The organism is Streptomyces sp. NPDC046925, assembly GCF_040644915.1.
Classification (GTDB): Bacteria; Actinomycetota; Actinomycetes; order Streptomycetales; family Streptomycetaceae; genus Streptomyces.
In genome coordinates this window covers 1,180,864-1,202,544 of record NZ_JBEYWZ010000001.1, presented here as the reverse complement: position 1 = coordinate 1,202,544, position 21,681 = coordinate 1,180,864, and the positions used below count along the sequence as shown (strand labels likewise).

General features: G+C 71.2%; 21 protein-coding genes. 7 read left to right on the top strand and 14 right to left on the bottom strand.

The features are described from left to right. Nucleotides 1-49: 49 nt before the first annotated feature. The 3 genes from ABZ906_RS05070 to ABZ906_RS05060 form a co-directional block, all read right to left on the bottom strand. Nucleotides 50-802: an SDR family oxidoreductase gene (locus ABZ906_RS05070; protein ID WP_361377468.1), complete on the bottom strand. Its 753-nt coding sequence runs from the start codon at nucleotides 800-802 to the stop codon at nucleotides 50-52. A gap of 154 nt (nucleotides 803-956) precedes the next feature. Beyond that, complete coding sequence (locus tag ABZ906_RS05065) at nucleotides 957-1,832, bottom strand: NAD(P)H-binding protein (protein WP_361377465.1); 876 nt, start codon at nucleotides 1,830-1,832, stop codon at nucleotides 957-959. A gap of 2 nt (nucleotides 1,833-1,834) precedes the next feature. Beyond that, entirely contained in the window at nucleotides 1,835-2,884 is a 1,050-nt protein-coding gene (locus ABZ906_RS05060; RefSeq protein ID WP_361377462.1) for a saccharopine dehydrogenase NADP-binding domain-containing protein, read from the bottom strand. An 81-nt stretch (nucleotides 2,885-2,965) separates the two neighbouring features. Between ABZ906_RS05060 and ABZ906_RS05055 the strand changes: the two genes are divergently transcribed. The 4 genes from ABZ906_RS05055 (at nucleotide 2,966) to ABZ906_RS05040 (ending at nucleotide 6,895) form a co-directional block, all read left to right on the top strand. Continuing rightward, a complete protein-coding gene (locus tag ABZ906_RS05055; RefSeq protein ID WP_361377459.1) occupies nucleotides 2,966-3,598 on the top strand; it encodes a TetR/AcrR family transcriptional regulator in 633 nt (210 codons plus the stop codon). Between the two features lie 28 nt (nucleotides 3,599-3,626). After that, on the top strand, nucleotides 3,627-4,868 hold the full coding sequence (locus ABZ906_RS05050; protein ID WP_361377456.1) for a glycosyltransferase: 1,242 nt from the start codon (nucleotides 3,627-3,629) through the stop codon (nucleotides 4,866-4,868). A 125-nt stretch (nucleotides 4,869-4,993) separates the two neighbouring features. Then, on the top strand, nucleotides 4,994-5,281 hold the full coding sequence (locus tag ABZ906_RS05045; protein WP_361185719.1) for a DUF4190 domain-containing protein: 288 nt from the start codon (nucleotides 4,994-4,996) through the stop codon (nucleotides 5,279-5,281). A 237-nt stretch (nucleotides 5,282-5,518) separates the two neighbouring features. Next, nucleotides 5,519-6,895 (top strand): AMP-binding protein, encoded by a 1,377-nt coding sequence (locus ABZ906_RS05040; protein ID WP_361377453.1) that lies wholly within the window; start codon nucleotides 5,519-5,521, stop codon nucleotides 6,893-6,895. On the opposite strand, the gene ABZ906_RS05035 is transcribed toward ABZ906_RS05040, so the two are convergent. Further along, nucleotides 6,892-8,259, bottom strand: a complete 1,368-nt coding sequence (locus tag ABZ906_RS05035; RefSeq protein WP_361185714.1) for a radical SAM protein — start codon at nucleotides 8,257-8,259, stop codon at nucleotides 6,892-6,894. The genes ABZ906_RS05040 and ABZ906_RS05035 overlap by 4 nt on opposite strands. Nucleotides 8,260-8,451: 192 nt before the next feature. On the opposite strand from ABZ906_RS05035, the gene ABZ906_RS05030 reads away from it, so the two are divergent. Next, nucleotides 8,452-10,002: a CAP domain-containing protein gene (locus ABZ906_RS05030; RefSeq protein ID WP_361377450.1), complete on the top strand. Its 1,551-nt coding sequence runs from the start codon at nucleotides 8,452-8,454 to the stop codon at nucleotides 10,000-10,002. An 86-nt stretch (nucleotides 10,003-10,088) separates the two neighbouring features. On the opposite strand, the gene ABZ906_RS05025 is transcribed toward ABZ906_RS05030, so the two are convergent. From ABZ906_RS05025 to ABZ906_RS05000, 6 genes are read right to left on the bottom strand one after another with little or no spacing between them, the layout of a single operon-like run. After that, nucleotides 10,089-11,099 carry a Gfo/Idh/MocA family oxidoreductase gene (locus tag ABZ906_RS05025; protein WP_361377447.1) on the bottom strand — a complete coding sequence of 337 codons (1,011 nt, stop codon included), beginning with the start codon at nucleotides 11,097-11,099 and terminating at the stop codon, nucleotides 10,089-10,091. Then, complete coding sequence (locus tag ABZ906_RS05020) at nucleotides 11,096-12,151, bottom strand: Gfo/Idh/MocA family oxidoreductase (protein ID WP_361377444.1); 1,056 nt, start codon at nucleotides 12,149-12,151, stop codon at nucleotides 11,096-11,098. Before ABZ906_RS05020 ends, ABZ906_RS05025 begins: the two co-directional genes overlap by 4 nt. 35 nt (nucleotides 12,152-12,186) lie before the next feature. Continuing rightward, nucleotides 12,187-13,041 carry a carbohydrate ABC transporter permease gene (locus tag ABZ906_RS05015; RefSeq protein ID WP_361185704.1) on the bottom strand — a complete coding sequence of 285 codons (855 nt, stop codon included), beginning with the start codon at nucleotides 13,039-13,041 and terminating at the stop codon, nucleotides 12,187-12,189. Further along, nucleotides 13,034-13,990 (bottom strand): sugar ABC transporter permease, encoded by a 957-nt coding sequence (locus ABZ906_RS05010; protein WP_361185702.1) that lies wholly within the window; start codon nucleotides 13,988-13,990, stop codon nucleotides 13,034-13,036. The genes ABZ906_RS05015 and ABZ906_RS05010 overlap by 8 nt, the downstream gene beginning before the upstream one ends. Further along, nucleotides 13,987-15,243, bottom strand: a complete 1,257-nt coding sequence (locus ABZ906_RS05005) for a sugar ABC transporter substrate-binding protein (RefSeq protein WP_361377441.1) — start codon at nucleotides 15,241-15,243, stop codon at nucleotides 13,987-13,989. Before ABZ906_RS05005 ends, ABZ906_RS05010 begins: the two co-directional genes overlap by 4 nt. A 14-nt stretch (nucleotides 15,244-15,257) precedes the next feature. Continuing rightward, nucleotides 15,258-16,394, bottom strand: coding sequence for an ROK family protein (locus tag ABZ906_RS05000; RefSeq protein ID WP_361377438.1), 1,137 nt, complete (start codon nucleotides 16,392-16,394; stop codon nucleotides 15,258-15,260). Nucleotides 16,395-16,631: 237 nt separating this feature from the next. On the opposite strand from ABZ906_RS05000, the gene ABZ906_RS04995 reads away from it, so the two are divergent. Continuing rightward, a complete protein-coding gene (locus tag ABZ906_RS04995) occupies nucleotides 16,632-17,444 on the top strand; it encodes an SAM-dependent methyltransferase (RefSeq protein ID WP_361377435.1) in 813 nt (270 codons plus the stop codon). A 161-nt stretch (nucleotides 17,445-17,605) separates the two neighbouring features. Beyond that, nucleotides 17,606-18,700 carry a mechanosensitive ion channel family protein gene (locus tag ABZ906_RS04990; RefSeq protein WP_361377432.1) on the top strand — a complete coding sequence of 365 codons (1,095 nt, stop codon included), beginning with the start codon at nucleotides 17,606-17,608 and terminating at the stop codon, nucleotides 18,698-18,700. Between the two features lie 30 nt (nucleotides 18,701-18,730). Here the strand turns inward: ABZ906_RS04990 and ABZ906_RS04985 are convergent, their stop codons facing one another. The 4 genes from ABZ906_RS04985 to ABZ906_RS04970 are packed head-to-tail and all read right to left on the bottom strand — an operon-like array spanning nucleotide 18,731 to nucleotide 21,649. After that, nucleotides 18,731-19,606 carry a phosphogluconate dehydrogenase C-terminal domain-containing protein gene (locus tag ABZ906_RS04985; protein WP_361377429.1) on the bottom strand — a complete coding sequence of 292 codons (876 nt, stop codon included), beginning with the start codon at nucleotides 19,604-19,606 and terminating at the stop codon, nucleotides 18,731-18,733. Further along, nucleotides 19,606-20,418, bottom strand: a complete 813-nt coding sequence (locus ABZ906_RS04980; RefSeq protein WP_361377426.1) for a TIM barrel protein — start codon at nucleotides 20,416-20,418, stop codon at nucleotides 19,606-19,608. Before ABZ906_RS04980 ends, ABZ906_RS04985 begins: the two co-directional genes overlap by 1 nt. After that, complete coding sequence (locus tag ABZ906_RS04975; RefSeq protein WP_361185682.1) at nucleotides 20,418-21,188, bottom strand: triose-phosphate isomerase family protein; 771 nt, start codon at nucleotides 21,186-21,188, stop codon at nucleotides 20,418-20,420. Before ABZ906_RS04975 ends, ABZ906_RS04980 begins: the two co-directional genes overlap by 1 nt. Then, nucleotides 21,188-21,649 (bottom strand): ribose-5-phosphate isomerase, encoded by a 462-nt coding sequence (locus tag ABZ906_RS04970; RefSeq protein WP_361377423.1) that lies wholly within the window; start codon nucleotides 21,647-21,649, stop codon nucleotides 21,188-21,190. Before ABZ906_RS04970 ends, ABZ906_RS04975 begins: the two co-directional genes overlap by 1 nt. Between the last annotated feature and the right edge of the window lie 32 nt (nucleotides 21,650-21,681).

The following is a 21,681-nucleotide window of genomic DNA, read 5'->3' as shown; positions in this document are numbered from 1 at the left end:
CCGTTCACCTTCCTCTGCGGTGGATGTACCTGTTTCGCCTGCGGTGGACTTACCTGCCGCCCGCGACGCGCAGGATCGTGCCCGTCGCGTAGGAGGCCTCGTCCGAGAGCAGCCAGGCGACGGCCGCCGCGATCTCTTCGGGCTGGCCCGAGCGTCCCAGAGGGATGCCCGCGGCCTGCTTCGCCGGGCGCTGCGGGTCCGCGTGGAACTCGGTCCAGATCACGCCGGGGGCGACGGCGTTGACGCGGATGCCGTGCGCCGCGACTTCCTTGGACAGGCCGATCGTCATCGTGTCGACGGCTCCCTTGGCGGCGGCGTAGTGGACGTACTCGCCCGGGGCGCCGAGGGTCGCCGCCGCGGAGGAGATGTTCACGATGCCGCCGCCGGTGGCGGTCCCCGTGGCGGTGCCGGTGCGCGTCATGTCGCGGACCGCGCGGCGGGCGCAGAGGAGATAGCCCAGTACGTTCACGTCAAGGGCGCGGCGCATGGCTGCGGCGTCGGCCTCCGCGAGGGGGCCCACCGGGGCGCCGATCCCGGCGTTGTTCACCAGTCCCGTGACCGGGCCCAGTTCCGCGGCGGCGGTCTCGAAGAGGCGGTCGACGTCCCCTTCGTCGGCGGTGTCCATGCGGACGGTGACGCAGTCCGCGCCTGCCGCGCGGATCTCCGCGGCCACTTTCTCCGCGGCGTCGGCGTCGGAGTGGTAGCCGAGGGCGATGTGGTGACCGTCCTTGGCCAGGCGGGTGGAGATGGCTGCGCCGATGCCGCGGCTGCCGCCGGTTACTACGGTGACGGGGTGGTTCACGTGATCCTCCGGAGGGCGGGGTCGACGGGGTCGCCGTTTGATCGATCATTCCCCAACCCCGCCCCTTCCCGAAAGCTCGATGGCGCGAGAGCCACGTACTCCCGGTGTCCGTCATCACCGGCTTCGCCGAGTTCGTCCTCAAACGCCGGACGGGCTATCCCCTCCGTACGAACTCCGCCAGCGTCCCCGGCGCCCTGCCCCCGAACCGCTCGATCGACGGCGTCACCTCGTACAGCTCGTGATGCGCGCCGATCAGGCGGAAGAGTTCCCAGAGTTTGTCCAGGTGGGCCACCACATGTGTGTCTCCGTAGAGGGTCATGGCCCGCTCCCGCCACTCCTCCGGCGACACGTCCACGTACTTCAGGCCGCCGCCGAACGTCTCCACGACCTCGGCGACGGTGAGCACCTGCCCCGTCAGGAGCACCACGGGGTCGGGGCACGGCGGCGCGGGTTCCGTGAGGAGTCCTGCTGCCACCCGGGCCACGTCCTCCCCCGCGATCAGCGGAAGCACCGTGTCGAGGGGGCCCAGCGGCATCGCGAGCTCGCGGCCCGCGCCCGCGCGGACCAGGAAGTCCAGGTTCTCGAAGAAGACCCCGGCCCGCAGATGCACCGCGCCGATCCCCGCCCAGTCGAAGACCTCCTCGGCGACCCAGTGCTGCCGCATCCGGGGCGTCCCCGCGTCCGGCGCAGCCGCCAGCTGGGACACCTCGACGACGCGTTCGAGGCCCTCGCGCCGGGCCGCCGCCGCGAACGCGCCGGTCGCCTCGAGCAGGCCGCCGGTCACCGGGTACGTGAAGAAGGCGCGCCGCACGCCCCGCACCGCCGCGCTCACGTCCGTGATCTCGCGGAGGTCGCCGACGACCACGTCCGCGCCCATGTCCCGCAGCCCGGCGGCGCGTTCGTCGTCGGTGCGCACGAAGGCACGTACGGCCTGACCGCGATCGAGAAGCAGCCGGACCACGTGGCGCCCTGTGGAACCCTGTTGTCCGCCCGCCGCTCCGGTGACGAGGACCGGTTCGTCCGTAGGCATGCTCACTCCCCTCCGCCCGGCAGCGTGAGCGTGAACGCACCCCGCCGCTCCAGTGCCCGCAGGAACGGCTCCGCCGCGAACGCCTCGCCCGGTGCGAGGACCCCTGTCTTCGACGGGCCCCTGCCCTCCGCGATCCGCACCGCCGCCTCGACCGAGGCCAGCGCCCCGGCGCGCCACAGGTCACGGCCGGTCAACTGCCCGGCCGCGCCGCCGCCTTCCCGGATCGCCTGGACGGCGACGGTGAAGTCGGTGGCCGCCCGCTCCTCCTCCCCGATGTTTTCGCTCTCGAAGGCGTCCTTCGCCTCGAAGGTGCTGGTGCTGAGCATGAGGTCGATGTTGCGTACGGGGACGTGGCGGGGCACCGTCACGACCTCGCTCGACGGGAACGGCGCGATCATCGTGCGCGGGCCGAGCGGCGGCGGGAAGGGGAAGACGGCGTTGCGGGGTTCGATGTAGCCCGCGTGCAGGGCGCCGTCGCTGAAGGTGAGGCGTTCGGTCGCGGCGAAGAGGAGGGTGGCCGTGTTCTTGGCGCCGGTGGTCAGCCGCCAGCCGTTGACGGCGTACGCGACGACGATCCGGTCGATGCCCGCGATGCCGTCGCAGACCGCCCCGGCCAGCAGGTCGCCGAGGCCGCCGTAGAAGCTGAGGCTCGGGATCATGACCGCGCCGGTGCGCTGCGCGGTGGCCTGCACGGTGTCGAAGACCCCTTTGACGTGGTGGGGTTCGAGGGCGTGGTCGATGTAGTGGCAGCCCGCTTCCGCGGCGGCGGTGGCGACGGGCGCGCCGGTGACGGAGAAGGGGCCCGCGCACTGGATGAGGACGTCGGCCTCGGTCATCACCTCGCGCAGGGCCGCGGCGTCGTCCACGGGGGCGGTGCGGGTCCCTACCCGCTCCCCCGCCACCGGATCGGCGAGATCGTCGGCCATCGCGTTCAGCGCGGCGGTGTCCCGGCCGACCAGGAGTAACCGCGCATCTCTGGCGCGGAGTTCGGAGGCCACGAGGCGTCCGGTGTGGCCGTAGGCTCCGTAGATCGCGAAGAGTGGCTTTGCCATGCTCGACTCGCTTTCATACCGAAGGTATGCAACTGGTGCGGAACCTACGTACCCTGAGTATGTTCGTCAAGAGGAGCCGACGTGATCCCGCAAGGCCCGCCCGAGCGACCAACTGCCCGCCGTACACAGGCGGAACGCTCCGACGCGACCACCGGGCAGCTCATCGCCGCCGCGCAGCGGCTCTTCGGCCGGGACGGGTACGCGACGACCTCGATCGTCGCCGTCGCGGCCGCCGCCGGAGTCACCAAGGGCGCGGCCTACCACCACTTCGACGGCAAGGCGGCCCTCTTCCACGCGGTGTTCGTCCGCGAACAGGAGCAGATCGCCGCCGAGTTGGAGCGGGCGGCGGCCGAGGAGCCCGACGCCTGGTCCGCGCTGCGACGCGGCTGCCACCGCTTCCTGGAGCACTGTCTCGACCCGGGATTCCGGCGGATCGTCCTGCTGGACGCGCCCGCGGTCCTCGGCTGGGAGACCGTCCGCGAGATCGAGTACGCCCATACGCTGCGGGTGCTCACGGGCGGCATGCGGGCCGCGGCGGCCGCGGGTCACATCGGCGAGGCAGATCTGAACGTGTGCTGCCAGATGATGTTCGGCGCGCTGTGCGAGGCGGGCATGCTCCTCGCCCGCTCGCCCGACCCCGTGGCCGCCCTGGCCACGGTGACGGCGCAGGCCGATCGTCTTCTTGCGGCGCTCGCCGCGTCGGAGGGGCCCTGAGGCCGGCGCCGTCTGGCATCCTGTCGCGGTGCGCGTACTGATCGTGACTGCAGGCAGCTGGGGCGACGTCGCTCCGTACACCGGCCTTGGCGTGCGGCTGCGCTCCGCGGGTCACGAGGTGGCCCTGGCCACCCATGAGCGCTTCGAGCAGGCGGTGACCGCCCACGGTCTCGGCTTCCGCGCCCTGCCCGTCGATCCGCGCCAGGAGCTGGCCTCGCGGGGCGGCCAGGGTCTTGCCAGAGCGACGAGTCCGCCCGTGGAGATGGCGCGAGTGGCGCGCATGGCACGGGCGTTCATGCCCCGGCTGACCCGGGGCGTCGCGGACGCCGTGCAACAGGGCACCGATGTGGTGCTGAGCTCCACGGTCACCGACCCGGTGTGCGCGGTGCTCGGCGAGGCGCTGCGGCTGCCGAGCGTCGGCGTCTATCTCCAGCCGGTGCAGCCCACGGGGGCCTTTCCGCCGATCGTGACCGGCGCCCGCTCGTTCGGATCGCACGGCAACCGCCTTGCCGGCTATGCCCTGTGGGCCGGTTCCGACCGCGTCTTCACGCCCGCCGTCACCGAGCTGCGCCGCGAACTCGGGCTGCCACGGCGCAGGTTCGGCGGCATGCTGAGCATGCCGCGCGGGCGCAGTGTCCTGCACGGGTTCAGTCCGCGGGTCGTCCCGCGCCCTGCGGACTGGCCCGAGGGGCACGAGGTCAGCGGCTACTGGTGGCCGCGGACCCCGCCCGGCTGGCAGCCGGAGCCGCGGCTCCTCGACTTCCTCGAAGCGGGCCCGCCCCCGGTCTTCGCCGGCTTCGGCAGCTGCGTCACCGACGACGCCCGGCGGCTGAGCGCCCTGCTCGCCGACGCCATGCGCCGCGCGAGGGTACGCGGCATCATCCAGGCGGGCTGGAGCGGCCTGCACGCCGAGAACGACGACCTGATCACCGTGCAGGAGGTGCCGCACGCCTGGCTGTTCCCCAGGACCGCCGCGGTCATCCACCACGCCGGCGCCGGCACCACGGCGGCCGGGCTGCGCGCCGGGGTCCCCTCCGTCCCGGTCCCGGTCCAGCTGGACCAGCACTTCTGGGCGGCCCGGCTGCACGGCCTGGGCGTCGCGCCGCGCCCGCTGCGCTACCAGCGCCTCACCGCCGAGCGCCTGTCCGCCGCGCTCGGCGAAGCCGTCCACAGCCCTGCCCTGCGCGCACGCGCACGTGACATCTCCGGGGTTCTCGCCAGGGAGGACGGCATGCGCCGGGTCATCTCGGTGGTCGAACGACTCGGGTGATCCGGAGATCGTCGCCAAGATGAATCCTCAACCATGAAATCCGGTCGGCTGATTACGTACTGAATACCAGGGCACTCGGAGTTTCGTCACGCAAGGCTGAAATGCGATCTCCAAGGAGTGTGATCATGTCGGCTTACGGTGGTTCGTCAGCGGCTTCGTCCGGCTCCCGGACGAATGGTCTCGCGATAGCCGGTCTCGTCTGCGGCATCGTCGGGGTGTTCTTCCTCAATTTCATCCTTGGACCGCTCGCGATCATCTTCGGTGCCGTCGCCCTGCGCCAGAAGGCGGTCAAGGGCAGTGGCGGCATGGCCAAGGCCGCCGTCATCCTGGGCATCGTCGACGTCATCCTGTTCATCGTGCTGATTGCCGTCGCCGCGTCCAACGGCGGATTCACCTGGTACGTCGGCAGTTGACGCGCAGGCAGTATCAGGGCGGGCCGGGAGGTTTCACCGGTGGGGAATGCGCATGACGCGCATTCCCCACCGGCTTGTGTGCGGCAGCAATCCCATTGGACTTTTCACCGACGGAATTCGACGTTCCTGGTTCGAAAAGCACATTGCGCGCGCGGTGGTCGACCGATTGGGTTGCCGGGGTCAGGACAGCGGGGTCGCTCCCCGGAACCGAGAGTCGGAAGGGGACGCGACCCGCGCATGCCATCCATGCTCGACGGCTGTACGCCCTGGCCCCCGGAGTTCACCGACCGCTACTGGTCGGCCGGGCACTGGCGCGGCAACACCCTGGAGAACCTGGTGCGGGGCTGGGCCCTGCAGTACGGGCCGCGGACCGCGCTCGTACACGGCGGTACGCGCCTCACGTACGCGAACCTGAACCGGCGCGTGGACCGCATGGCCGCCGGATTCCGGCTGCGCGGCGTCCGGCCCCGGCAGCGGGTCGTCGTCCAGCTTCCGAACGTCCCCGAGTTCGTCGTCACCGTGTTCGCGCTGATGCGCGTCGGCGCGATCCCCGTGATCTGCCCCCTCTCGCACCGCGCGTCCGAGGTGTCGCACGTCGCGCGGGTCAGCCAGGCCGCCGGGTACGTCGGCCCCTCGACGTACGAAGGCTTCGACCACGCGGCGATGGCAGCGGACATCGCGGCGCGCGGGGCGTTCCTGCGCCGGGTGTTCACCCTTGAGGCGCCGGGCGAGGCGTCCCCGTACGGGGGCATGACGACCGACTCCTCGGGCTGTCACTACTTCCCGCTGGCCTCCGTCGACGCCCCGCCCGGTCCGGCAGTCGCTCAGAGCGCCGACCAGGTGGCGTTCTTCCTGCTCTCCGAAGACACCAACGCGGACGTCACCGCGATGCCCGAGCTCATCGCGCGCACCCACGACGACTACGCCTACCAGGCGCGGGCCGCCGCCGACGCGGTGTCGCTCACCGAGGACGACGTGTATCTCGCCGCGCTGCCCGCCGAATTCAACCTCGCCTTCGGCTGCCCCGGCATCCTCGGCACCCTCTCCGTCGGCGGCACTGTCGTCCTGGCCGAGAACCAGTCACCGGCCGACTGCCTCGCGGCCGTCGAGCGGGAGCACGTCACCGTCACGGCCCTTGCGCCCGCCGCCGCCCGGCGCTGGCTCGACGCGCTTCCCGCGTCCGGGGCCGACCTGAGCAGTCTGCGGCTCGTGCAGGTCGGCGGCGCGCCCGCGGACCCGGAGACCGCCGAGCGGCTGCGCTCCGGGCTCGGCTGCCACCTCCAGCGGGTCTTCGCGCTGGCCGAGGGGCCCCTCGTCCTCGCCCGGCCCGCCCGTCCCGGCGAGACCGTGCCGGCCGCGCAGGGCCGGCCGCTCTCGCCGGACGACGAGTTCCGCGTGGTCGGCGCCGACGGCGAGGACGTGCCCGACGGGGAGCCCGGCGAACTCCTCGCCCGCGGGCCGTCCATCCCGCGGGGCTACTACCGTGCGCCCGAACGCAAGGCGCGCTCCTTCACCGCCGACGGCTACTTCCGCACCGGACACCTCGCGCGGCGCACCCCGGACGGCGACCTGCTGGTCACCGGCCGCGTCGGCGCCGCGGAGGAGACGGCCTAGGCCTTGCCGGTCGCCGCGGTCTGCGACACCTGGTCCTCGGGGGCAGCCGCCTCGGGGGCCAGGCTGTCCATGAACGAGGAGACGGAGAACACCGCGCGCCCCGGCCCCGCGGGACCGTATCCGGGCGGCGACGACAGGCCGTTGTCCTCCATCGTGGCGCGGTACGCCTCCAGGAGACGTACGTGGTACTCCAGCGGGGCGCCCAGCGGGTTCGCCTTGCCCAGCGGTGTCGTGGGCTCCGGGCACCAGGTGGTGAAGCGGGGCGTGATGCCGCGCGACATGAAGTACTGCAGGCCCTCGACGGTGGAGTCGATCGCCTCGCCGACCGTCTTGAAGCCGAACGGCTCCGCCATCTCCACGCCCGCCACGAAGTTCGGGATGACGTTGCGCGGTCCGAAGACCTCGGCGGAGTCCAGGATGCGGCGGTGCCACTCGTCGCGGCCCACGTAGCGCTCCTTGCCGGGGCAGTAGCGCTCGAAGAGGTACGGGTCCCACACCTCGTAGTTGGGGTGGTAGATCCGCACGCCGTAGTCGTGGAAGCGCTGGACGTCCGCCTTGGGCAGGGCCTGCGCGACGACCTTGCCGATCCAGCGGCCGGGGAAGCGCTCCTCGATGGCCTTCGCGTACTGCCCGTAGAAGTCGGCCTCGTCCTTGCCCTGGAGCTGCGAGGTGATGGCGCCGCCGGTGAGCGTGTACGCGGTGGAGGACTTCGCGGTGTCGTACTTGTCGATGATGGCGAGGGCTTCGAGGACCTCGTCCATCGGCTTCACGCCCGTGTAGGGGCGGCCCGCCGCCTTCTGCTGGCGCCAGTTGTGGTTGATGTCGCAGTACCCGCACTCCTCCTTGGCGCCGAAGTACTGGCAGACCCGGAAGACCGTCAGGTAGATGAGGTAGCCCCACTGGATGGTGGGCGCCACCTCCATGACGGACTTGCCGTTCTCCAGCGTGTGCCGGTAGTAGTCCGGCATCGGCGGCAGGCCCACGTCGGAGATCCGGACGCCGTCCAGGTAGAGGCCCAGGACGCCGTCGTCGTCCGCGGCGACGCGGTAGGGCGACGAGGGGTTCACGCGGACCGAGACGACCGTGCGGCGCAGGTCGTAGGGGCCGCCGGTGAGGACGATCTCCTCGGGCGGGCGGCGCAGGGCGGCGGCGCCGAGCTCGGGCAGGGTGCTGTGGTCGAAGGAGAAGATGAAGTACGACTTCGGCTTGACGTCGCCTCCCTCGTTGTCGCTGAGGGCGGACTCGTCGAAGGCCATTCCGCCCCTGAGCAGGTCCTCCTTGATCACCGCCTCTCGCGGCACCTGCGGGAACCGCTCCATGAGTCCTTCGACGAGCTGGGTACGGCTCTCGCTGCGGCTTGCCATCTGCCGGGCACCTCGGATCCTGTCGGTGAATTGTGCTTTCCCGTGGACCCCACGCTAATACCCGCCGATTTCGGCGCGGATCCGGCTCCGGTCTCAGCGGTCCTCCGCGCTGCGGTGCCGCTCTGTCCGGCGCCCTGTCCGGCGCCGTGTTCTGCCGGGAACCCCGTGGCGGCGCTCTCGCGTTGTCCTTGCATGAACGAGCTGGTTGCCGGGGGGAACGTGCCGCTGCCGGACGGTGCCGTCACGCTGCGGGTGCCCGGCCCCTTCGACCTGTCCGTGATCGTCACGGATGACAGCGGGAAGGTCGCCGGCGACGGCGACTTCGTCTTCTACAACCAGCCCGCCGCGCCCGGCGCCCGGCTCCGGGGCGACTCGGTCACGGTCGACGTGCGGCACCTGCGCGCCGGTGCCAGCCGCGTCACCGTGGCCGTCAGCCCCGCCGAGCCGGGCACTCCCCTGGGCCGCCTGCCCGCCGTCGCGCTCCAGGTGCACGGGCCCGGCGGTCAGCCCGTGGCCCGTTTCACACCGCCGCGCCCCGACCGCGAGACGGTGCTGCTGCTCGCGGAGATCTACCGCCGGGGGACGGGGTGGAAGCTGCGGGCGATCGGCCAGGGGTACGCGGACGGGCTCGCGGGGGTGGCGAGGGACTTCGGGGTGGATGTGGCGCAGGAGGAGGCGCCGCAGCCGCCGGTGGGTTCCGGTGCAGGGCCGGGCGCCTCTTCCGGTGCGCGGCCGGGCTCTCCGTCCGGTGCAGGGCCGGGCGCCTTTGCCGGTGCGGGGCCCGGCGCCCCCTCCGGTGGACGGCCCGGCACCCCGTCCGGTGCACGGCCTGGCACCTCCTCCGGTCCTCCTCGGTCGCCCGCGCCCTCCGGACCGCCGCCTTTCCGGCCCGCGTCTTCCGGACGGCCGCTCATCCCTTCCGACCGGTCCGCGCACGCCGGGCCGGCCGCCTCCCCGGGGCCGGCCGACCCCGACGGGTTCCTCCCGCTGGTGAACGCCTCGCGGGCGTCGGTGGGCGCGCCGCCGGTCACCCTCGATGCCCGGCTGACCGCCGCCGCGGGCGCGCATGCCGCCGGGATGGCGGCGCGGTCCGTGCTCAGCTCGGAGCACGCGGACGGCACGTCCCTCTACCAGCGCGTCGTCGCGGGCGGGTATGCGTATCTGGCCATCGGCGAGCATCTGGTCTCCGGGCCGCGGACGCCCGCCGACTTCGTGGAGTACTGCCTCTCGGGCGAGCAGTCACGGCGTACGGTGCACAGCCGCATCTACACGCAGGTCGGGGTGGCCCACACCGCCGACGCGCGCTCCGGCGACCTCTACTGGACGGCGCTATGGGCCGCCCCGTTCACCCCGCAGGGGCTCGCGGAGTGGGGGAACTCCGTGCTGCGGCTCACCAACGCCGAACGGACCGCGGCCGGACTCGGCCCCCTCTCCCCCGACCCGCTCCTGACCGTGGCGGCGCAGAACCACAGCGCGGACATGATCGCCCGCGCCTTCTACGCCCACACGTCGCCGGACGGCGGGCAACCCTGGGACCGCGCGTCAGCGGCGGGCAGTACGCACCGCTCGATCGGCGAGAACATCGCCTGCGGGCAGCGCACGCCCGCCGAGGTGGTGGACGGCTGGATGAACAGCCCCGGCCACCGGGCCAACATCCTCAAACCGTCCTTCACCCACCTCGGCGTCGGCTTCGCGGGCGGCGGCTCGGCGGGCACGTACTGGACCCAGCTCTTCGGCGGCTGAGGGCGACGGACCCCGGGCCTGGCGGTGCCCACGCTGGGAAGCGCAACGTCACCCGCCGGATGCCCCCGGCCGCCGCAGCGCCCCCCTCAGTTCACCGCCACCGGAACCCCGCTCCGGGCCGACTCATAGCCTGCCGTCACTATTTTCAGTGTTCGTAGGCCGCCCTCGCCGTCGGCCACGTTCATACCGCCCTCGTCGGGGCCGTACAGGAACGCCCGGAGCATCAGTTCGTCCAGGTCGGCGCCGAAGGGGAGTTCGAGGCCCTGGCCGCGGCGTTCGCTGAAGCCGTGGACCGTCTGGTCGAAGGCGTCCATCTCCAGGGTCGCCCGCTCACCGACCACGGTGAGTTCGAGCCCGCCCCAGGAGTGGTGCGAGCGGGGGTGCGACCAGCTGCAGTCGATGGTGGCCACCGAGCCGTTGTCGTAGGTCACGGTGACCAGCCCGCTGGTCTCGGCGTCGACCTCGCCCTCGTACATGCGGTTGTTCGTCTGGGCGTACACGTCGACCGGGCGGGCCTCCCCGAAGAGGTCGTCCAGGAGGTCGGCGATGTGGACGGTGTGGTCCATCAAGGCGCCCCCGCCCGCGAGTTCGGGGTCGGCGAACCAGCGCCGGACGCTCGGCATGGACCCGTTGTTCGCGCCGGACACCGTCAGGACCCGGCCCGCCTCACCCGAAGCGACGGCCGCCTTGACGGCCGCGTACGCGGGGCTGAAGCGGACGGGAAAGGCGACCGCGAGCCGTACACCTGCCGCGCGGCAGGCCGCCAGCATCGCCTCGCCGTCCTCGACGGTCGTGGCCAGCGGCTTCTCGCACAGGACGTCCACGCCGTGCGACGCGGCGAGCTCCACCAAAGGCCGGTGGCGGGCGTTCTCGGAGCAGACGATCACCGCGTCCGGGCCCCAGGCGAACACCTCCTCGTACGTCTGCGCATACGCCGCCCCCATCTCCTCGGCGAACGCGCGCCCCCGCACCTCGCCGGGCGCGGCCGACGCGGTGTCCGGGTCGCTGCCGATGACCTCGATGCCCGGCATACGGGACAGGAGCCGCAGATATCCGGCCGCGTGGACATGGGCGAACGACAGCACGGCGACCTTCATCGCGTGACCCCCTTCGTGTTCGTGATGCCGGTGCTCGTGATGGCCGTGCTCGTGATACCCGCGCGGATCTCGACCGCCCGGCCCGTACGGCTCGACTCCACCGCCGCCTCGGCGATCCGCACCGCTTCGATCCCGTCCCCGGCGCTCACCCGCGGTTCGCCGCCGCCCTCCTGCCACGAGGCCGCGAACTCCCGCAGCTCGGACAGGTAGGGGCTCTCCGTCATCGGGCTGGAGGGAATGCCCTCGTTGGCCGCGCGCACCCCCTGCGCGGTGATGCGGTAGCCGGGCACGGACGTGGAGTCGTGCCGCAGGAGTCCGTCGCTGCCCGCGACCCGGAACGTCGTACGGAACTGCTGGTCCGCGAGGCCCCACAGTCCGGTGATGTGGCTGATCACGCCGGAGGCGTGGGTGAGCACGGCGGTCGCCGACACGACCTCGGCCTGTTCGGCGCCGGTGGCGTGCTCGACGCCTCGCGTCTGCGCGTGCACGCGGATCACGTCGCCCGCGATCCAGCGGGCGATGTCGATGTCGTGCACCATCAGATCCATGATCACGCCACCGGACTGGGCGGGGTCGGCGAACCAGGGAGCCCACTGCGGGCGCGCCCCGCCCCGCGTGAACCGCAGCACGGCGAGATCGCCCAACTCGCCACTCGCCACTGCCTTTTGCATGGCCGCGTACGCCGGGAAGTACCGCACGACATGAGCCGGGTGGAGCCGCACGCCCGCCGCCTCGGCGGCTGCCGCGATCTCCTCGGCGTCGGCGGCATTGAGGGCGAGCGGCTTCTCGCAGATGACGTGCCGGCCCGCGGCGACGGCCGCGAGGGCGAGTTCCTTGTGGGTGGGCGTGGGCGTGCAGATGTCGACGGCCGTGCAGTCGGCGAGCAGTTCGCCGAGGCTGCCCGCCGCGACGACGTCACGCCCCGCGTACTCGGCGGCGAGCTTCTCCGCCGAGCCGTCGACGGTGTACACGCCGACGCGCGCACCCAGTTCCAGCCAGCCGGGGAGATGGGCGCGGGCGATGCCGCCCGCGCCGATCAGGCCTATTCGCATGAGCGGAGCAACCTTTCGTGGTCCTGAGGTGGGGGTCAGCTCTTGGAGCCGGAGAGCGCGACACTCTGCACGAAGTGCCGCTGGAGGAGGACGTAGACGAGGAGCATCGGCAGGCTCGCGATCAGCGAACCGGCCATCATCACGGGATAGTTGGTCTCGAACTGCCCCTCCAGGGAGGTCAGTCCGGCACTGATGGGCATCTTCTGCGGATCGGTGTTCACGATCAGCGGCCACAGGAGGTCGTTCCAGGACCACATCGCGGTGATGACGGCGAGCGCGGCGAGCGCGGGCCGCACCAGTGGCAGCATGATCGACCAGAAGATGCGGAACGCCCCCGCTCCGTCGATCCGCGCGGCCTCCTCGAGCTCCTTGGGCAGCGTGAGGAAGAACTGCCGCAGCATGAAGGTGCCGAACGCGCTGAACATGCCGGGCAGGAACAGCGCGGGCGCCGAGTTGAGCAGGCCGAGCCGCTGGATGATGTCGTACTGCGGCAGGACGAGCAGCGAGCTCGGCACCATGAGCACGGACAGGAAGAGCCCGAACAGGACGTTGCGGCCCCGGAACTGCATGCGCGCGAAGGCGTAGGCGGCCAGGGAGCAGAACACCAGCTGCCCGACCGTGCGCCCCACGGTGTTGAAGACGCTGTTGAAGAGCATCTCCCGGAACGGCAGCGCGGTGAAGACCTCTTCGAAGCTCGACCAGTTCCAGGTGTCGGGCAGGAAGGTCGGCGGCACCTTGGCCGTCTCGGCGAGGGACTTGGCCGCGGTGAGCAGCTGCCACAGGAAGGGGAAGACCATCACCAGGGCGCCCAGCGAGAGCACCGCGTGCGTGGCGACGGACCCGGCGTCGAAGCGCCGGCGGCCGGCCTGCCGTACGGAGGACTCAGGCATAGTGGACCCACCTCTTCTGCAGCCTGAACTGCACCAGCGTCAGCGCCGCGATGATCAGCATGAGCAGGAAGGCGAGCGCGGCGGCGGCGCCCTGGGCGTTCTCGACGAAGGCCCATTTGTAGAAGAGGCTCACCACGGACTGGGTGTCGCCGATCGCCGGGTTCTTCTCGGCCATCATGATGTAGATCAGGTCGAAGGTCTGCAGTGAGTTGATCATGCAGATGATGGACGCGAAGAAGATCGTCGGGCTGAGCAGCGGCAGGGTGATGGTGAAGAAGCGGCGCAGCGGCCCGGCGCCGTCCAGCTCGGCGGCTTCGTAGTAGTCCTGCGGGATGCCCTTGATGCCCGCCATGAAGATGATCAAGTAGTAGCCGGTGGTCGACCAGACCATGACGGTGCCGATCGCGTACACGGCGGTCGAGGGGTCGGAGACCCAGTAGCGGCGGTCCGCGCCGAAGAACTCGAAGACTTCGTTGATCAGGCCGTAGTCGCCGTTGTAGAGCCAGTTCCAGACGAGTCCGACGGCGACGGGCAGCGTCACGAACGGGATGAAGTAGAGCGCGCGGTAGACCGGGACGCCGCGCAGTCCGCGCCGGTTGAGCAGCGCCGCGACGCCGATCGCGAGCGGCAGGGCGAGCAGCCCGATGACGCAGTAGATCAGTGTGTTGCCGAGCGCCTGCCAGACGGTGACGTCCTTGAGGACGCGCACGTAGTTGTCCGTGCCGACCCAGGTGTTGCCGCCGAACGCCCCGAACTCGGTGAAGCTGTAGAAGAAGGTCTGGAGCAGCGGCCAGAAGTAGAAGACGGCGAAGCCGATGCCGAGCGGCGCGACGAAGAGGTAGGCGGCGCGCTGGCGGCGTGGCTTGGGCACGCCGGGTCTGGCTCCGGACGCCGGTTTGCCGCGCTCCGCCGCCTTCGCCGCCGCCGTGGAGGGAAAGACACTCATCATGCGCGCTCCTCCTTCAGGGCCCGGTCCATCTGTTCGCCCAGCGTGCGCGCGGCGCTCTCGATGCCGCCCTTGCCGCTGAACGCGGCGCCCAGGAGCGGGTACTGGAGGTTCTCCCAGACCGCGGTGTTCTTCGAGCTGGGGTAGGGCACGGCGTAGTCCAGCATGTCGACGAAGTGCTTCAGGTCGAACTCGGGCATCGACTTGATCCAGGCGTCCTGCGTCCCCTCGTACGAGGAGATGGTGACGCCCGTCGACGCCTGGATCTCGGCGGCCTTGCGGCCCGCCATGAAGTGGACGAACTTCCAGGCGGCCGCCTTCTTGCGGCTCTTGGCGGAGATGACGTTGGCGAGGCCGTGGATGATCGTGGCGCGCTCGCGGCCCTTGGGCAGCACGGCGACGCCTCCGTGGTCCTTGATCGCGGGGGTGGCGTGCATCTGGCCGGAGTACGCGGATATCTCGTAGACCATGGCGGCCTTCTCCGACCAGAAGCGGTTGCGTGCCTTGGACTCGACCATCGCGCTCTGCGGCGGTGACCAGCCGCGGTCGATCATGTCGGTCCAGTAGCGCAGGCCCTCGATGGACCGCTCGTCGCCGAAGCCGGACTTCCCGTCCTTGAGGACGTAGCCGCCCGCGCCGTGGATGGCGGGGTAGATCTGGGCCTGGCGGTCCATCTCGGCGGCCATGCCGTGCACACGCTCGCGCGGGTTGGTCAGTTCGGCGGCGGCGTCGCGTACGTCGTCCCAGGTCCAGGTCGCGTCCGGGTACTTGATGCCCGCCTTGTCGAAGAGCGCCTTGTTGTACCAGAGGCCGATGGTGTCGAAGTCCTTGGGAATGCCGTACTGCGTGCCCTGGTAGGCGTAGATCTTCACGAGCGCTTCGGGGTGGCGGTCCACGGGGGTCGCGTCACTCTTGATGTGTCCGCTGAGGGGTTCCAGGACGCCGCTGGACGCGTAGAGCTGGAGATTGACCGCGTTCATCCAGAAGACGTCGGGGGCCGTGCCGCCGCGCATGGAGGTCTTGAGGGTGGTCCAGTAGCTCGACCAGGGCGTGAGTTCTATGCGCACGGATATGTCGGGGTTCTCCTTCTCGAAGGCGTCGATCACCTTCTGCAGCCCCGGCACATGGGCCACGTCCCAGACCCCGTAGGAGAGGGTGGTCCGGCCGCCGCTCTCCTTGCCGTCGTCACTCTGTCGGGAGCAGGCGGCGAGCAGGGGCGCCGCCATCGCTCCGTACAGCAGTGTTCTCCTGCGCATGGGTGCCTCCTGTCCTAGAGCGCCGAATCCGTCAGGAGGTCGGATTCGACCTGGTCAAGTGCCTTGCGTACGGCGCCGATCGCGACGCCCCGTTCGCCGAGCGTGCTCAGTGCGATGCGGGGGACGTGCAGGGTCAGCGGGCGCAGCCTGTCCTCGATGAGCGGCACGAGATGGCCGCCGAGCGGGGTCGCGCCGCCGGTGAGCACCACGAGCTCGGGGTCGACGGCGAGGGCGAGGGCGGCGATGCCGGGCGTGATGCGGTCGGCGAAATCGGCGACGGCGGCGAGGGCGCGCGGGTCCGCGTCGTCCGCCGCGCGGGCGAGGGCGGCCACCTCGGACTCGCCGGGGTGCCGTGCGCCCTTCCAGCTGAGCGCCTCCTGCGCGGTGTTCATGCCGAGCAGCGGGAGCAGGCCCAGTTCGCCCGCGCCGCCGCGCCGCCCCCGGTGCAGCCGTCCGCCGATGGTGAGGCTGCAGGCCACGCGGTGGCCGGTCAGGACGCAGACGACGTCACCGGCGAGGGTGGCGGCGCCCTGCCAGCGCTCGGCGAGCACGGCGAGGTTCACGTCGTTCTCGACGAGGGTGTGGCCCGGTTCCTCGTCGGCGAGCAGCCGCCCGAGGTCGACGCCGGACCATTCGGGGATGACGTGCGAGGTGATGGTGCCGCCCGCGTCGACGACGCCCGGTACGCCCACGCAGCGGGCGAGGAGGTCGTCGCGCCGCACGGCGTGCGCGGCCAGGAAGGCTTCGAGTCCCCTGCACAGGAGGTCGAGCCGGCCGGCGCCGCCCAGCTCCGGGTCGATGTCCTCGCGGTGCACGGCGAGGACCGTGCCGCCGAGGTCGGCGAGGAGCAGCACCATCTTGTGCAGGCCGATGTCGGCGCCCAGGACCCTGCCCGCCTCCACGCGGAACCGGAAGCGCCGGGCGGGGCGGCCGGGCGCGCGCTCGCCTTCGTCGCGCTCGGCCTCCCCCGCCCAGCCGTGCGCGGTCAGCTCCTCCAGGGCGGCTTCCACGGTGGGCCGGGAGAGTCCGGTGCCGGCGGCGAGCTCCGCGAGTGTCTGCGGGCTGCGGCGGTGCAGGGCGCGCAGCACGACGGTGGTGTTCAGGCGGCGCAACGAGGCGAGGTCATGCCCCCGCGTTCCGTTCCGCAACACTTCTTCACCCCTGTCGAGGCCGGGACAGCACTGTTGACCTGTGGGTCAACCGCTTCTCCCGGAGATTAAGGAGGAGACTTGCATAATCATCACCGTCAGGGAACCCCCTGCGCGGGAGCAGAATTACGTGTGCTGTGCGATCCGGGTGGTTCTTGAGCGCGGTGGGCCGAGCGGGCACGATGGCCGGATGCACGCGAAGTCCGTCTGAACGCCCGCCGATCCCCTGGGAGTTGACGCATGACCGCGATCCCGCCGCCCGCCACGCATCCGATCGACACCAGCAAGGCGCACCCCGCCCGGGTCTACGACTGGTACCTGGGCGGCAAGGACAACTACCCGGTGGACGTGGAGCTCGGGCAGCAGATCGTGTCGCTCGAACCGCAGGCCAAGTACTACGCCCAGCACAACCGGTGGTTCATGCAGCGCGCCACGCGCCATCTGGCGGGTCAGGCCGGGATACGCCAGTTTCTGGACATCGGCGCCGGTATCCCCACCGAGCCGAACCTGCACCGCATCGCCCAGTTCGCCGCCGCCGAGGCCCGCGTGGTGTACGTGGACAACGATCCGACCGTGCTCGCGCACGCGGAGGCGCTGCTGCGGGGGACGCCCGAGGGGGCGACGGAGTTCCTCCAGGCGGACGCGCGCGAGCCGGACAAGATCCTCGAACAGGCCGAGGGCGTACTGGACTTCAGCGAGCCGGTGGCCGTTTCGCTCAACGCGCTGCTGCACTTCATCAGCGACGACGACGGTGCGTACGACGTCGTGGAGACGCTCGTGGCGGCGCTCGCGCCGGGCAGCCATCTGGTCCTTTCCCAGATTTCGAGCGACTTCGATCCGGTGCGGACACGGCAGGCGGTGGAGATGTACAGGGCGGGCGGCGTCACGCTCGTACCGCGTGCGCGGGGCGAGGTGGAGCGGTTCTTCGAGGGCCTGGAACTGCTCGACCCCGGCATCGGCTGGCTGCCGGACTGGCATCCGGAGCTCGGTGTCGACGAGGTCAGGAACGGGACGCCGGTGTCGATGTACGCGGGGGTGGCGCGCAAGCCGTAGGCCGGGCGCACGGGATGTCTGAAATCGCCCTGCGCCGGGCCGGTTGACGGCAGGCTTGGCGCGGGCCCCCGGCAACGGTGCCGCACCCATGGGGCAGGATGACGCTCGCGCCGGACCGCGAACATGTGTCCGGTGCGCCCGCACACCTGGAGAATGAACTGATGGAGCGAGCCCTCACATGGCACGACCTGATCACCGCCGGTATAGCGGTGGCCGTTGGCATCGCGGCGGGTCTGCTGCTGCGCATGGTCCTGCGGTGGCTCGGTGAACGGGCCAGCCGGACCCGGTGGAGCGGCGACGACGTCATCGTCGACGCCGTGCGCACGCTGGTCCCCTGCGCGGCGATAACCGCCGGCGCGGCCGTCGCGGCGGCGGCGCTTCCGCTCACGCCGAGGACCGGCCGCAACGTCTCGATGACGCTGACCGCCCTGCTCGTCCTCGCCGCGACCCTGACGGCGGCCCGCGTGGTCACCACCCTGGTCAAGTCGGTCGCGCAGTCCCGGTCGGGCGTCGCGGGCTCGGCGACGATCTTCGTCAACATCACCCGGGTCGTCGTGCTCGCGATGGGTTTCCTCGTCGTCCTGCAGACGCTCGGCGTCTCCATCGCCCCGCTGCTCACGGCCCTGGGCGTCGGCGGCCTCGCGGTGGCCCTGGCCCTTCAGGACACCCTGGCCAACCTCTTCGCGGGCGTGCACATCCTCGCCGCGAAGACGGTGCAGCCGGGCGACTACATCAAGCTCAGCAGCGGCGAGGAGGGCTACGTCGTCGACATCAACTGGCGCAACACGGTGGTGCGTCAGCTGTCGAACAACCTCGTCATCATCCCCAACGCCCAGCTCGCGGGCACGAACATGACCAACTTCAGCCGCCCCGAGCAGGACCTGTCCATCATGGTCCAGGTCGGTGTCAGCTACGACAGTGATCTGGAGCAGGTCGAGCGGATCACGACGGAGGTCGTGGAGAGCGTCATGAAGGACGTCGACGGCGCCCTTCCCGAGCACGAACCCGCCGTGCGTTTCCACACGTTCGGCGACTCAAGGATCAGCTTCACGGTGATCCTGGGCGTCGGCGAGTTCAGCGACCAGTACCGCATCAAGCACGAGTTCATCAAGCAGCTCCACCAGCGCTACCGCGCCGAGGGCATCCGGGTGCCCGCCCCGGTCAGGACGGTCAACGTCCAGCAGGGCGAGCTGCCGCCGGGTCTGATCCCGCATCAGCGTGAGGCCGCGGCACCGGTGGCCAAGCCGGTGCCGTAACCCGGTAACCCGCCGCGACCCGCGCACGGATCAGCGCTTGATCTCCTTGATCTTCAGCATGCGCGTGATGACCTTGTCGAGCTCCTCGTCGTCGAAGACCTTCTTCCAGTCCTCGCGCACGATCGACTCACGGCCGTAGTCCATCGCGATCAGGCACGCGTCGGAGAACGGGTTGGAGCCCTTGAGGGTGTTGGCGAGCGCCACCTGGGTGTGGCCGAGGAGCATCGCGCGGGCGGCCTTCTCGGGGACGCCGACGGTGTGCACGGTCTCGTGCAGCGCCTCGGTGAGCAGCGCGCCGACCATGCAGGCGATGGTCTCGACGAGGGTCGGCTCCAGGACGGCGAGCTGCTTGACACTCACCCAGTGCACGTCGACGACCGGCGCGTACATCACGCGGATCACGGAGTCGGCGAGTTCGCGCTTGTCCTCGTCGCCGCCTTCGTAGGCGGCGACGACCTCCTGGGGTGCGGCGATCCCGCCGAAGGTGTCCTGCCACTCCTCCTTGGTGGTGCGCTCCAGGAAGACGGACGGGTGGCAGGGGTGGGCGCACGCGTAGTGGATGTCGTCGCGCTCGAAGAGCAGGCCCGCGTAGGCGGCGGCCGGGTCGAGGGTCAGGACGACGGCGCCGGACCGCATCAGCGGGACGAGTTCGGCGGAGACCGTGCCGAGCACGACGTCGGGGACGGCGAGGATCACGACGTCCGCCTCCGCGACGGCGTCGGCGGATTCGGTCAGCTCGCGGCCGAGGCCGCGGATGAGCTCCTGGCCCTTGGCGGACGCCTCGGAGAAGAGGACCCGGAAGTCGCTCTTCACGAGGTTGTCGGAGACACGCTGGCCCATCTTGCCGGCGGCCCCGATGACGGCGACGGTCTTCACGTCGACCTCGGTGTTGATCTCGGTGGCCATTACTCGCTCCTCAGAAGTGTGCTGATGCTGTGTTGCGTCCACTGGTGTTCGAGGCGGGCCGTGGCGTCGAAGCCGCCGTCCTGCCACGGGAGCCAGTGCTCCACGATCTGGTTCACGCCGGGTGCGCCGGGTGTGCGGGCCGCGCCGACTGCGGCGATCATGCCGTCGTAGTCGAGGAGGCCGGTGCCGAGCGGGCAGCCCGCGTAGGTGAAGCCGACCCAGCCGTCACGGCGGGTGAAGGCGAAGTCCTTGACGTGGATGTTCACCACGTACGGCGCGGTCGCCGCTACCACGTCGGCGGGACGCTCCAGGCGGGCCACGCTGTTGCCGGGGTCGAGGACGACGCCGAGATGGCGGCTGTCGACGCCGCGGACGACGGTGACGAGGTCGTCCGTGGAGACCTGCTCGTACGTCTCCAGGCCGAGCGTCACTCCGGCGTCCGCGTACGCGGGCACGGACGCGCCGAGCAGCGCGATCGCCTCGGCGGGGGTCGGCCGGTGGGTGGCGGTGTTCATCATGGAGCGGACGAGCGTGACGCCCAACTGCCGTGCCATGTCCAGGTACTTGAGCAGGTGGTCGGGTCGCACGCCGCGGGTGCCGAGCTCCAGCGTCAGGCCGAGGTCGTCGGCGAGGGCACGGACATCGGCGAGCTGCGCCGCGTCGTACGTCTCGATCTCGGGGTAGTCGCAGATCTGGAAGACCTCGCCGCCCAGGGCGCGGGTGTCGCGCAGCATGCCGGGCAGCGTCATGGGCCGCGGGGCGCGCGCGGAGATGCGCCAGAAGTAGGCGTAGGTGCTGATGCCGTACGCCATCACGCCACCTCCGCGTGGGAGCTGTTGAGCACCTCGTCGAGGATGGACTCGACGGCGGCCGGGTCGTGGGCGAAGCGGCCCAGGAAGAGGCCGCCGACGTCCGGACCGAGCCGGGTGAGTAGGCCGGGGCCCGCGCTGCCGCCGTAGATGACGGTCGAGCCGGTGTGCGCGGGGTGCGCGTCGAGCCAGCGGGTCAGGGCGGCGCACACCGTGGTGATGTGGGCGGCGGACGCGGGTTCGGCGGCGCCGATCGCCCACTGCGGCTCGTAGGCGAGGACGACCTCGCCGGTGGTGCCGTGCAGCAGCCGTTCGGCTTCGGCGACGGTGCGGCGGGCCGCCTCGTCCGGGGTGACCGGGTCGAGTTCGCCGACGCAGAGGACGGGGGTGAGGCCGTTGCGCAGGGCGGCGGCCGTCTTGGCGGCGACGACGGTGTCTCCCTCGCCGTAGAGGCGGCGGCGCTCGGCGTGACCGACCTCGGCGTAACGGCAGCCGATCTCCTTGAGGGAGGGCCCCGAGACCTCGCCGGTGTAGGGGCCCGCGTCCTCGGTGGCGATGTCCTGGGCGCCGACCGCGACGCCGGAACCGGCCAGGATCCCGGCGACCGGGACGATCGCGGGGAACGCGGGCAGGACGAAGAGGCGGGCCGCGCCGCCGGTGACGGCCGGGTGCAGGTCGGCCGTACGGGCCAGGCGGCGGGCCCAGTTGAGGGTCTGGGTGTGCCCGAAGTACATCTTCAGGCTCACCCCGATGGTGACCGGGCGGGACGGCATCAGGCGGCCTCGTAGTCGCTCATCAGCTGCACCTTGGCGGCGGACGGCGAGGTCTCGTCGAAACGGTAGGTCAGCCACTCGGCGGCGAGGCGGCGGGCCAGTTCAATGCCGACGACGCGCTGCCCGAAGGTGAGCACCTGGGCGTTGTTGGAGAGGATCGCGCGCTCCACGGAGAACGAGTCGTGCGCGGTGACCGCCCGTACCCCCTTGACCTTGTTGGCGGCGATCGCGACGCCGAGCCCGGTGCCGCACACCAGGAGGGCGCGGTCGGCCTCGCCGCGCGCGATCATCTCGGCGGCGGCGATGGCGACCTTGGGGTAGGCGGTGTGCCCGTCGGCGTCCACGCCCACGTCGGTGACGGACGCGACCAGGTCGCTGTCCCTCAGGTCCTGCTTGAGGGCTTCCTTGTACTGGTAGCCGGCGTCGTCGCAGCCGACGACGACACGGAGCTTCTCGGTCATGACTTGCTTCCTTAACTGCGGTGGTGGTGACG